Below are 11,896 nucleotides of genomic sequence, written 5' to 3' on the forward strand. Positions count from 1 at the left end.
GAGGTAGGAATCATGCCAATCCGTCCTGATGAGTTGAACATCTGTCTGAAAGTTTTGGAGCAAGCCAGGCTTTTAGACGATCAAGATCCCCAATCAATTCAACTCCAACAGGCGGTTAGCGGCCTATTTAAAGCAGTGAAAAAATCGCGCCGGGCGAAAGCGAGAGCGCAGCGAAAAGCTGCGGATACAGCGGTGCTTCAGTCCACTGCTACGGCCAACCCAAAGCGAATCGACGATGAAACTGCTGGACTTCCAATTACACCAGCCAAAATCGCCCTAGCCCCAGGGGAAGTTGCTACACCTCATGGTTTTGCTGGCAAACTTCACCGGCCCCAAAATTGTTATGTATGTAAGCAGCCATATACACTAGTCGATTCATTTCACCACCAACTGTGCCCAGAATGCGCGTTGGAGAATCGGCGGCGTCGAGAAGCACGAGTTGACCTCCGTGGGCGGCGTGCTTTGCTAACGGGTGGCCGCGCAAAAATTGGTATGTATATTGCGCTCAAATTGCTTCGCGACGGCGCCGACCTCACCGTTACCACGCGGTTTCCTAAAGATGCGATCCGGCGATTTAGTGTTATAGATGATTCGAGTGAGTGGTTGGATCGACTCCATGTCATTGGAATTGATTTGCGAGACCCTGTGCAGGTTGTTTCATTGGCGGATCGGCTTGCCGAAAAACCATTAGACATCCTTATAAATAACGCCGCCCAAACCGTACGACGCTCCCCTAGCGCTTACTCAGGCCTTATTGATGCGGAAGCAGCGCCGCTCGACGGAATAGAAAATGAAGTCGACTATCTAGCAATCGGAAGCGCGTTTGAACCACGGGCAATTGAGGCAAACAACACCGATCGAGCACTCGCTCAAGTTCACGCAGCTCGACTTACCGCCCTTGCTATGACCGGAGGCTCCGCATCAATAGAACGAATAGATGATGGGACCGCAATCGATGCCGGGGGCCTTATCCCCGATCTGGTGAGCCATAACTCTTGGACCGCAAAAGTAGGCGAAATCGACCCCGCCGAACTACTGGAAGTACAACTATGCAACTCCGTAGCGCCGTTTATACTGATCAACAGGCTGCGGCCCGCACTCGAAGCTTCCTCCGCAAACCGAAAATACATTGTGAATGTATCCGCAATGGAAGGCGTATTCCACCGAGGCTATAAAGGGCCCGGGCACCCACACACCAATATGGCAAAAGCAGCTCTTAATATGCTGACCAGAACATCCGCCAATGAACTTTATAGCCGTGGAATCCTTATGACAGCTGTAGACACTGGTTGGATAACCGATGAACGCCCCCATACCGCCAAAGAACGCCTAGCCGAGGCGGGATTCCACGCCCCACTCGATCTCGCCGACGGAGCCGCACGGGTCTACGACCCTATTGTTCAAGGTGAACACGGTGTAGACCTATATGGCTGCTTCCTAAAAGACTACAAACCAAGTCCGTGGTAATAAATAACAAGGACAACGAGCTATTTCTGGGCTTCTTCAGCCACAAATTCCACGTGGTTACCTTCAGGGTCGAGTACTACGGCTTCGTAGTATCCGTCTCCGGTGGTGCGAGGCCCGCTAGTAATTGTAAAACCAGCTTTGTCTAGTTCATTTGCCAGGGAATCCACATCATTACGTGTTCCTACAGTAAAAGCGATATGAGCATATCCAAGTTGCTGGTTGCCTGCAGGTTTGGTGATATCCGGGCGGGACATGATTTCCAACCGCGCTCCTCCTTCAAATGTAAGAAAGTATGTTGTTAGGCCAGTGCGCGGATTGTGGTATTTCTTATTGGCTTTTGCACCAAACCAACGGCAGTAGAATTGTTTACTGCCTTCAAGGTCTGAGACAAAAAGTGCGCAGTGCTCAAGTACCGCCATGGTTATGCGTTCTCCGGTGTTTTGCGTGGTTGCCAGGCTTTACCCCATTCCCATGCGGTTGCCGCGATAATGCAGACTGCGATAGTCCCATAGAGTGATCCGTTAAAGTCATTGAGTTGTGTGGTTCGTATCAAAATTCCCAGAACAAGTTCCGCAATAATGGCAATAAAAATTGGGATTGAGCGAAGCCAAATAAATATGGCTATAAGCGCAATGGCGAGGATTACTCGGGTGATTTGTAAAGCAGGGTTATTATCTACGTCGAGGGTAAAGCCAAGTGGCCAACCGATGCACCGCGTAAATGAACCAGCCCCTGCAACGAGAATCCCTGTGCCATGAAGAAGGGCAAGGCCGATTATGGCAATGCCAGTAACTCGGGCTCGAGTAGCGTTTGGCTTTGGTGTTGTTAATTGGGCGGTAATGATCATCATGCAGATCAATGAGGTGAGTGCGCACCAAAGATCGAGCATGCCTTGGAATGGAGTGAGCCCCCACCAGATTGTCATCATGCCAAAGATTCCGGCGCCAAATGCACCTACTAGAGCAAGCCACGGGAGCCAGCGTAGGAGTTTGTTTGGGTGTTTCCTTAAGAGTATGCCGCTAATAATAATGACTGGTGCGCAGGAGACTGAGAATACCCGGTGAACGAATTCAATAATTGGGTTGAGTTCGATTTCCGGGGTGATTTGGCCTTCATAACAGCCAGGCCAGTTTGGGCAAGCAGCGGATGAATCTGTTGCACAGACTATTGCACCAAGTGCTACTGCGCCGAATACGATAAACGTGCTGAAACGTATAAAAGCGTTCACGTTTGTGGGTCCTGTCATTGGTATGGGAAGGACCCGCAACTCCAAGGGGTCCTTGGATTTTTCGTGTTATTCCGAATCGAAGGCAGTGAGGATTCGCTCCGCTGCAAGTGTTGGAGTGATTTGGCCTTCACGTAATTGGCCTTCTACCAATTGCTTCACTTCAAGAACTTCAGGTTTAGTGTTGAGTCGTTGGAGGATAGTTTCATGAACCATAGACCACATCCAACCGACTTGCTGCTCCCTGCGATTATGTTCAAACCTGCCGGAATCGAGCATTGCTTTATGGTGTTGGTTGACTACGTCCCAGAATTCATCAATACCTTCATGTTCTACGGCTGACATGGTCATTGTTGGGGGATGCCATAGTGCATCCTCTGGGCGAACCATGCGCATGGCTGCGGCAAGTTCCCGGGCAGCACGTTTTGCGTTTTTTAGGTTAGGGCCATCGGCTTTATTAATGGCCACCAAATCAGCCATTTCAAGCACGCCCTTTTTAATTCCTTGCAATTGATCGCCAGCGCCGGCCAAAGCTAGGAAGGTAAAGCAATCTACCATTTGAGATACGGCGACTTCGGATTGTCCGACACCAACGGTTTCTACAAGGATCACGTCATACCCTGCTGCTTCAAACACAACCATCGATTCACGGGTTGCTTTTGCCACGCCTCCGAGGGTTCCAGCCGAGGGAGATGGGCGAATAAACGCATTGTCTTCGGCTGATAGCTTTGACATACGGGTTTTATCGCCAAGGATTGATCCGCGGGTTTTCGTTGAGGACGGGTCAATAGCTAATACGGCGACTTTATGTCCTTCGCGGATCAGCTTCATTCCCAAAGCTTCAATAAACGTGGATTTACCAACACCTGGCACACCGGTAATGCCCACTCGGAGCGCATTACCGGAAAAAGGCAATAGCTTCACCAAAAGTTCTTGGGCTAGAACGCGGTGTGCCGGTGCGGTGGATTCCAAAAGTGTGATTGCCCGCGAAATGCGGGTTCGATCGCCGTTACGCACGGCTTCGAAAAGCTCATTGACGTCGATCCTGCGGCGAGCACGTTTTACTATTTCCGGAGCCACGGCGGTGATTTCGCCCAGGTCAGTGCCGGAAGTGGTCATAAGTGACCCGAGATGGTGCTCAAGGTATTCGGAATCGCCAGTCATTTTGCTTCCCTCACAACTTCTGATTAATCCTCAGGGATGGGCAGATCAAAGCCCAGGTTTGCAGCTAGCTTCGTGAGCATATCAATTGCGGAATCTGCGATAACTGTGCCGGGCGGATAAATCGCTGCAGCGCCGAAATCGTAGAGTTCTTGGAAGTCACCCGGTGGGATAACACCGCCGACCACAATAAGAATATCCTCGCGACCCAGCTTTGCCAGTTCTTCCTTAAGCGCAGGCACCAGGGTGAGGTGACCTGCAGCGAGGGAAGAAACACCGACAACATGGACGTCGGCATCCACTGCGGAACGCGCAGCTTCTGCTGGGGTTTGGAAGAGCGGCCCGACATCAACGTCCATGCCAAGGTCGGCATAGGCGGAAGCAACAACCTTTTGACCACGATCGTGACCATCTTGGCCCATCTTGGCGATAAAGATACGGGGACGGCGGCCTTCCTCGGCTTCGAAAGCATCCGCCATAGCGATTGCTTTCTGCACATTGGACACGGTGCCTTCCTTTCCAACCTCGTCCTTGTATACACCAGAGAGGGTACGGATCTCCGCCTCATGGCGGCCGAACACCTTTTCTAGAGCGTAGGAAATTTCACCAACGGTGGCCTTTGCACGTGCAGCATCAACCGCCAATTTAAGCAGGTTCTGGGAAAGGTCCCCCGCTTCTTTATCGTCGCGGCTTGCGGCGTCGGTGAGCGCATCGAGGGCGGCTTGGCAGGCGGCTTCATCACGCTCTGCACGCAGGCGTTCCAGCTTTTCCAACTGTTCTGCGCGCACCTTGGTGTTATCTACCTTGAGTACTTCGATCTGCTCATCTTCTTCAACGATGTATTTGTTTACACCGATAAGTGCTTGACGGCCAGAGTCGATACGGGCTTGGGTGCGAGCTGCAGACTCTTCAATACGCAGTTTTGGAATACCCTCAACCGTTGCCTGGGCCATACCACCAGCGGCCTCAACTTCTTCAATATGGGCGCGAGCACGGTTTGCCAACTCATTAGTCAGCCACTCAATGTAGTACGAACCAGCCCATGGGTCTACCGGACGCACGGTGCCGGATTCCTGCTGCAATAGCAGCTGCGTATTACGGGCAATGCGGGCAGAGAAGTCAGTAGGCAGCGCAAGCGCCTCATCCAAAGCATTGGTGTGCAGGGATTGCGTATGGCCTTGCGTTGCAGCCATAGCCTCAATGCAGGTACGTGGCACATTATTAAAGACGTCCTGGGCGGTCAGGGACCAACCAGAGGTCTGTGAGTGCGTACGCAATGACTGGGACTTCGGGTTTTTGTTTTCGAACTTAGCTACAAGTTCGCTCCATAGCAGGCGGCCAGCACGCATCTTGGCAATTTCCATAAATGTATACATGGAAATACCCCAGAAGAACGATAACCGTGGTGCGAATTTATCTACATCCAAGCCAACGTCCATACCGGCACGGATATATTCCACACCATCAGCAAGGGTATATGCCAACTCCAGGTCAGCAGTAGCACCTGCTTCTTGGATGTGGTATCCGGAAATGGAAATGGAATTAAAACGCGGCATCATCAACGAGGTGTACTCGAAGATATTAGAAATAATCCGCATCGAAGGCTTTGGTGGATAAATATAGGTATTACGCACCATAAACTCTTTCAGAATGTCATTCTGAATAGTTCCGGCAAGCCGGTCTGGCGTCACGCCTTGTTCCTCAGCAGCAACGATATACAGCGCGAGTACTGGGAGCACAGCACCGTTCATGGTCATGGATACCGATACGCTACCGAGGTCGATGCCCTCAAATAGTTGGCGCATATCCAGGATGGAGTCAATGGCTACACCAGCCATGCCCACGTCACCCACCACACGCTCATTATCTGAGTCATAACCGCGGTGAGTGGCAAGGTCGAACGCCACAGACAGACCTTTTTGGCCAGCAGCAAGATTGCGGCGGTAGAACGCATTGGATTCCGCAGCAGTGGAGAAACCAGCATACTGACGAATCGTCCATGGCTGGTTGGTATACATCGTTGGGTAAGGCCCACGCATAAACGGCGGCATGCCTGGGAAGGAATCCAATGGGTGCGGCGGGCGTTCCTCAGTGCCTTCTGCCGCTGCATCGCGGTCTGCACGGGTGAATACCCGCTTTACATCAATGCCTTCTGGGGTTGCCCAGATTTGTTCTTCCGCGGAAACCGGTTGCGCCTCTGTGGAAACTGAGCGCTCAACGTCCGCAAAATTCGGGATACTTGTCATCTTTCCTACGCTCCCAACTTGCTTAGCAGCTCAGACAACGTCTTTGCGGCATCAATCTTCATATTGAGATAGCCATCTGGAGCAACCTCAGCACCTTCAAATGATGCCGGTGCGCCCGCTAGCAATACTGTTTCTGCACCGGCGGCACGCAATTCTTTGACCGCCGCTACACCCGACTCTGCATATTCTTGGTCGGTGCCACAAATCACCACAATCGGCGCGGATTTCGCCGCAACCTGGAATTCATCGGTGCCTGGCTTAACCTCACCTGGATTGAGTGCTTCAATGCCACCAGAGGCTAAGAGGTTTGTGGCAAAACCAGTGCGGATATTGTGCTTGGCCAGTGGCCCTAGCGGAATAAGTGCCGCTTGTGGCCTACGATCGTGCGTTTCCAAATATGCATCTGAACGATTGCGCAGCGCTTCAAACTCTGCCGCCCAACGGCGCACACCGGCAGGTTCAATACGCAGTTCAGCAGGCAATGGGCGCTCCAAAAGATTCGGGAACTCATTAATGCCTGTGAGTTGCTTACGGCGATGCGCAATATCATTGCGCGTGGTTTCAGCAGCATCATCGAGGGTCTTACGGATAAATTCCGCTGCGGCTGTAAAACCACCCTTGGCTTCCACCTCTGTAAAGACTGACCATGCTTTATCAGCTAATTCATCGGTGAGGTTTTCTACAAAGTACGAGCCGCCAGCTGGGTCGATAACATGGCCCAGGTGGGATTCTTCCAGCAATAACAAGTTAGTGTTTCGAGCAATGCGATGTGCAAAGGCACGCGATGTATTTGGCAGACCACCAGGCACTGCGTAGTCAAATGGCAATACCTCAACAGCAGTGGCGCCACCAACACCCGCAGCAAATGCGGCTACAGTGACGCGCAGCATATTCACCCAAGGGTCACGTTGGCTAAACATTACCGGCGCAGTAACGGCGTATTGTGGTGCGGCACCTGCTTCAGGGTTTCCAAGCACTTCTGCAATACGTGCCCAGAGTTCACGAGCTGCACGGAATTTGGCAATTTGTGCAAATTGATCATCCGTTGCAGCAAAGCGGAATACCAATTGCCGGAGGGCCTGCTCGGTGCTTAACCCAGCCTTTGTCAGTTCGCGTAAATATTCGACGCCTGCGGCGAGTGCAAAACCGATCTCCTGAGCGTCAGTTGCGCCTTGGTTAGCAAAGGAAACCGCGTCCACAGTAATGGCACGGACGCCTTCCTTGGCTGAACCAGCCAACGCTACGGCCTCTTCCAGCGTTACAGTTTCACTATTATCAACACGGGATGTTAGCGGTGTTGCACCTAAGGTCACGGTTGGGGTCACGCCTGCAGCAGAAACCAATGTAGTTAATGCTTCGGCTACTGCACCGAGTTTCGCACCAGCGCGAAGATGGATTGGGGCAAGGTCAAGGTAGACATCCTTGAGCATTGCTTCCAAGTCACTTGCCTCTAAACCTTCAGTGAAATCAAGCACAAGGTCAGTGGTGCCATTGTTCAATGCATGAAGGATTGCTTTATTTGCTTCAGCAGCTGATGAACCACCGAAGGTCTCTGTAACTCCCCAACCGTAGCGGGCTGCATCGGTACCACGAACAAATGGGAAAGCGCCCGGCACGACGTTTTCCATTGTTTCATCTGCGCGGGTATATAGCGGGTTTACATCGATCCCGTCATATGTTGTACGGATGAGTTTTTTCCACACATCCAATGGGATGTCCGCAGCATCCTTTTTCTGAATACGAGCAAATACCCCCGCCACTGACTTATACCAAGCATTTTGTTTTGCTTCGAAGTCTTCTGGCAAGGGTATTGGCGCGCTGGACTGAGTTGCTGTCACAGTGCTCCCCTTCGTGTTAGCTCTAGTAAACATTGCAATTGTTAGCCCCGTGCGCACAGAGCTCACAATCTTTGTTAAGTGTAACGCGGCATACCTTTTCGCCGGGTCAAATATGCCCGAAACGGGGGCGAATATGTCCGATTATTTGTTCTTTTCTTGGAAAGACCGAATAAAACGGTGAAGCAACGAGAGATATCCCACAAATTCGGGCTAATCTAAGCACTATGGTGCGAGATTTTCTACTGGGTTTGTCACGTGACGCATGGGCGTCGGTCTTGGGGTGGCCGATTTGGAAGAAAATCTTTGTTGCAATCTCCGCCTTACTCCTTATGCTGATTGTTCTATATACCGATATTGATGTAAGCACTCTGAGGGCTTGGTCCGACCAGGCTGGCGCTTGGTTTCCGATCCTCTTTTTCGCCTTATATATAGGTATTACGCAGTTCCCTATCCCCCGGACCGTTTTTACGTTAAGCGCCGGGGTGTTATTCGGCCCTGGTTTGGGCATTGTAATCGCATTAGTTGCTACAACTTTGTCTGCCGCGCTTTCCTTAACTATTGTTCGCGGTCTGCTTGGCCAGTGGATGCGCCCAAGGCTTAATCACCCTGCTGTTTCAGGAATAGACGCTCGACTTAGGCAACGCGGCTGGCTAGCTGTGCTTTCATTACGAATGATCGCCGGTGTGCCATTTTCCATTCTGAATTATGTTGCCGCACTAACATCTATTCGGTTACTTCCGTTTGCATTTGCCACTGCCGTTGGCTCCGCGCCGGGAACTATCGCTACCGTGGTATTTGGTGCGGCTCTTACTGGGGATGCAAACCCTGCGGTGCTTATTGTCACCGTGGTGTTATGCGTTCTAGGAATCATTGGGTTAACCCTTGACGCCCGACTCCCTGTGAAAACATCAAGCACACAAGGTAGATTTTAAGCATCTACTCATAAAAGGATTGTTGTGTTTGCTATTCATGCTCGGTACCGCGGCCGTGAAGTTCGGCGCGCTGACTTGGTTCGCCGCTCCGCAGCGGCCCTCTCCACCCTTGAAGGCGTGGGCGAATTCGAACTATTGGGTGTCGAGGATATTTGCGCAACTATTCACTCAGCGCAGGCCACAACCGACACCACAATGGCACTTCTTGCCGCCGGGGATTGGGCCATTGGGATTGGCGTAAGCAATACCGAAGACCATGCCCGTTCCATTGCTGGTGCAGCACTCGGAAAACATGCCCGTTCTGGCGCCGTCAAAGTGCGTATCGACGCCCGCGGTGCTGACGCTGCGGCACGCGCCACCGACGTGGCGGCAGTGTTCACACTATTGGGCCATGTCCTAGCAAAACGCTCCCCCGAAGGACGGGAAGCCACCTCCCTTATGCGATCCGGCCTAAACCAAAACGAAGCTGCAAAAGAACTAGGGATTTCCAAGCAGGCGATGTCACAACGGCTTCAAGCTGCTGGATGGCAAGCAGAAACCGCGGGTTGGGAACTCGCCGTACATATGCTTGAGCGGGCGTAAGGTAGCAAAAGCCAGCCAAACTCGGCTTTTAACCAAGTAAAACAAGGGTGAGACATGCGCTAGCCGCCATCACGAACCGAAACACTTGCCAGAGTACATCCACCTGATTTCATAAAAGGAATCCGGGAACGACATTCTGAACCATCAAGGGTGAGCGTTTGAAAATCCTTCGAAGGCTCATCCCATTTACGAATGTGGAGCGTATTTTTATTGTGGATGTAAAAATAATCGTGCTTTTGCCCGTATGCCCAATGCACATGCGAAGAATCTAATAGAGCATCCTTAACATTGCCGGTCACCTTCGAAGTGCCCTCCAAAAGTGATTCACACGATAACACTGCCGTCTTTTTGGATTTTGCCAATCCTGCCTTTTCTTAAACTTTTTGCAAAAATAACGCCCTGACTGGTGGTGAGCATTGGTTCGGTATGGTGTTCAACCCTTACAGTCCAATCATGCAAAGATTTATCGAGCCGGAACACCGTACCGGAATTCCTAGATTTACCTTTAGCGACTTCCTGATGTTTGACAATAAGATACCGCCCGTCGTTTAAGTAAAACAACGATGTTCCTGTTGTTTCACTATCAGGAAACAACTCTTCTTTCGGGAAAATTACATCGTGCACACCAGCTTGGTGGTCAATCCCTTTCAAAGAAAATTCCCGTGTATTGGGTGACTTTTCACCACCGGATTTGCCAACAATCACAAGTGTTTCATCTTCGGCGATTACATATGAATCCATATCCCCGGCTAATGTCACTAGATTGGCGCGCCCACCTGGAAACACATGGACAAAGTCATAACAAAATGCATGATCACAGGTGGAACTATCAAAGATAAACACGCCAGATGAGCCATCAGATAAAAAACCATAGGCTGATGTAAACGAGTTTTCTGTCTTAAATCTATTTACCTCTCCACCAACCATGCGGACTTCACCATAAAAGTTAAGTGCTGATAAACCATCCACCAGTACCGCACCTGGAAAATACCTTGTCACACCCCGAGCTACATCGATTTTCTGACCACCTTTGTTATAGAGAGAATACGACGTTTGATCAAATTCATCGTAAGGGGAATTATGGGCACCAAACCCTACAATAATCGTGTCTGGTGCTGCCCAATCAAGAGAATTATCTTCTGATGCTGGATAAGGAAGGTACGAAATAAAAGCAATAAAACAAATGCATACTACAACAGCAAGCAAAGATTTTAGCCTTTTGTAGTTAAAAAATCTTTTGCCTAAAACACCTAGCATTTCACTCTCACAAGGAACTATCCATCACGGAAGTACACATTTGCTAGCCCACAACTAGCTGATTTACCGAACGGGAATCGCAGTGCACATACGCGGAAATGTTCCATGCATTCAGAATTACATATTGAGTTTTGCATTTGTAGCATGATCCGTAGTGTTATACCCCCATTGTTATGTTTCAACTAATGTCTTTTAGGCCTATTTACGTAAAGGTGTTCACGCTATTTCCAGCTTTCTCTTGCTAAATAAGCTCGTGCACACAACCCCATATCGGCATTTCAAGTATCTAAAATGGAATTAGAAAATCCTCCCAATTCCTATTTTTCTTACATTTACCCCCTATATAAGGTCTTCTTTGGTGAGTTCGGGGACGGTCACAAAATCCACAAGTCGTTCTACAGCACCAATAAGTGTGGCGTCGAGGTCCCGAAAAGAATTCACTGCGTTGTATACGCGGTTCCAACCTTCTTTGGGGTCGGACCAGCCGAGGCGTTGGCATATTCCGGTTTTCCAGTCTTCGCCTCGGGGAATTTCCGGCCAGGCACGCATGCCTAAGCGTTCGGGTTTTACTGCCGCCCAAATGTCCACAAAGGGATGTCCGGTCACCAAAACGTGCGGGCCAACCGATTCTGTAAGCCGGGTTTCTTTAGAGCCAGTAACAAGGTGGTCTGCTAATACACCTACGCGACGCCCCGGACCGGGCTGGAATTCGGCAAGGCGTTCGGGAAGATTATCCAACCCTTCGAGGTATTCCACAACAACGCCTTCTACACGGAGATCGTGCCCCCAGACTTTTTCTACTATGGCGGCATCGTGAATTCCTTCTACCCAGATTCTCGACGCCGCGGCCACTTTCGCTTGCACATTCGCTACACGTTTTGAACCCGAATTAGAACGCTGGGGTCCTTGGGGCGCAACATACCTGGTAAGAGTGATTGGGCGGCCGTCGATAAGAAAGGCGCCGGGCCTTAATTTAAATAAACGTTCGGTCCCGTAGCGATCCTCTAGCCGAATAAAATCTCCGTCATAGGTGCGTTCGAATCCCGTGACTGCGCCAACATAACCTGTGGCTTTGACCTCCACAACCAAGCCTGGTTTTGCGGGAACTTCAGCATAGGTTGGTTTTTTATTTCGGGAGTGTCCGGCAAAGATATCGCCTGCATAGGGATCATTCATAAGAAAACAGCC

The 11,896-nt window shown here is 50.6% G+C and carries 11 protein-coding genes; 3 read left to right on the forward strand and 8 right to left on the reverse strand.

The annotated features are described in order from the left end of the window. Nucleotides 1–9 precede the first annotated feature (9 nt). Nucleotides 10–1,467 (forward strand): SDR family NAD(P)-dependent oxidoreductase, encoded by a 1,458-nt coding sequence (locus CFREI_RS06715; protein WP_205618454.1) that lies wholly within the window; start codon nt 10–12, stop codon nt 1,465–1,467. 20 nt (nt 1,468–1,487) lie between these two features. Here CFREI_RS06715 and CFREI_RS06720 read toward each other — a convergent pair whose 3' ends face one another. From CFREI_RS06720 to CFREI_RS06740, 5 genes are all read right to left on the reverse strand, one after another. Next, nucleotides 1,488–1,886, reverse strand: coding sequence for a VOC family protein (locus tag CFREI_RS06720; protein WP_084170673.1), 399 nt, complete (start codon nt 1,884–1,886; stop codon nt 1,488–1,490). 2 nt (nt 1,887–1,888) lie between these two features. After that, entirely contained in the window at nt 1,889–2,695 is an 807-nt protein-coding gene (locus CFREI_RS06725) for a COX15/CtaA family protein (RefSeq protein WP_240483187.1), read from the reverse strand. Nucleotides 2,696–2,761: 66 nt separating this feature from the next. Next, nucleotides 2,762–3,856: a methylmalonyl Co-A mutase-associated GTPase MeaB gene (gene meaB / locus CFREI_RS06730; protein WP_027012342.1), complete on the reverse strand. Its 1,095-nt coding sequence runs from the start codon at nt 3,854–3,856 to the stop codon at nt 2,762–2,764. 23 nt (nt 3,857–3,879) lie between these two features. After that, a complete protein-coding gene (scpA, locus tag CFREI_RS06735; protein ID WP_027012341.1) occupies nt 3,880–6,099 on the reverse strand; it encodes a methylmalonyl-CoA mutase in 2,220 nt (739 codons plus the stop codon). 5 nt (nt 6,100–6,104) lie between these two features. Continuing rightward, on the reverse strand, nt 6,105–7,937 hold the full coding sequence (locus CFREI_RS06740; protein ID WP_290246059.1) for a methylmalonyl-CoA mutase family protein: 1,833 nt from the start codon (nt 7,935–7,937) through the stop codon (nt 6,105–6,107). 224 nt (nt 7,938–8,161) lie between these two features. Here CFREI_RS06740 and CFREI_RS06745 point away from each other — a divergent pair, with 224 nt between their 5' ends. Together CFREI_RS06745 and CFREI_RS06750 are read left to right on the forward strand one after the other, a co-directional pair. Next, nucleotides 8,162–8,869: a TVP38/TMEM64 family protein gene (locus CFREI_RS06745; RefSeq protein ID WP_035111479.1), complete on the forward strand. Its 708-nt coding sequence runs from the start codon at nt 8,162–8,164 to the stop codon at nt 8,867–8,869. Between the two features lie 24 nt (nt 8,870–8,893). Next, complete coding sequence (locus CFREI_RS06750; protein ID WP_027012338.1) at nt 8,894–9,451, forward strand: hypothetical protein; 558 nt, start codon at nt 8,894–8,896, stop codon at nt 9,449–9,451. Nucleotides 9,452–9,510: 59 nt separating this feature from the next. Here the strand turns inward: CFREI_RS06750 and CFREI_RS06755 are convergent, their stop codons facing one another. The 3 genes from CFREI_RS06755 to CFREI_RS06765 form a co-directional block, all read right to left on the reverse strand. Continuing rightward, the gene (locus tag CFREI_RS06755) at nt 9,511–9,750 is read right to left on the reverse strand and encodes a hypothetical protein (protein ID WP_027012337.1); all 240 of its coding nucleotides are present in this window, start codon (nt 9,748–9,750) and stop codon (nt 9,511–9,513) included. Nucleotides 9,751–9,775: 25 nt separating this feature from the next. After that, complete coding sequence (locus CFREI_RS06760) at nt 9,776–10,657, reverse strand: hypothetical protein (RefSeq protein WP_156907723.1); 882 nt, start codon at nt 10,655–10,657, stop codon at nt 9,776–9,778. Nucleotides 10,658–11,047: 390 nt separating this feature from the next. Continuing rightward, nucleotides 11,048–11,884 (reverse strand): DUF3097 domain-containing protein, encoded by an 837-nt coding sequence (locus CFREI_RS06765; RefSeq protein WP_035111476.1) that lies wholly within the window; start codon nt 11,882–11,884, stop codon nt 11,048–11,050. Nucleotides 11,885–11,896 lie beyond the last annotated feature (12 nt).

The organism is Corynebacterium freiburgense (assembly GCF_030408815.1).
Classification (GTDB): domain Bacteria; phylum Actinomycetota; class Actinomycetes; order Mycobacteriales; family Mycobacteriaceae; genus Corynebacterium; species Corynebacterium freiburgense.

Coding starts and splice junctions, on each gene's coding strand:
- meaB (WP_027012342.1), bottom strand. CDS start 3,856: ATGACTGGCGATTCCGAATACCTTGAGCACCATCTCGGGTCACTTATG.
- scpA (WP_027012341.1), bottom strand. CDS start 6,099: ATGACAAGTATCCCGAATTTTGCGGACGTTGAGCGCTCAGTTTCCACA.
- CFREI_RS06745 (WP_035111479.1), top strand. CDS start 8,162: ATGGTGCGAGATTTTCTACTGGGTTTGTCACGTGACGCATGGGCGTCG.
- CFREI_RS06720 (WP_084170673.1), bottom strand. CDS start 1,886: ATGGCGGTACTTGAGCACTGCGCACTTTTTGTCTCAGACCTTGAAGGC.
- CFREI_RS06765 (WP_035111476.1), bottom strand. CDS start 11,884: ATGAATGATCCCTATGCAGGCGATATCTTTGCCGGACACTCCCGAAAT.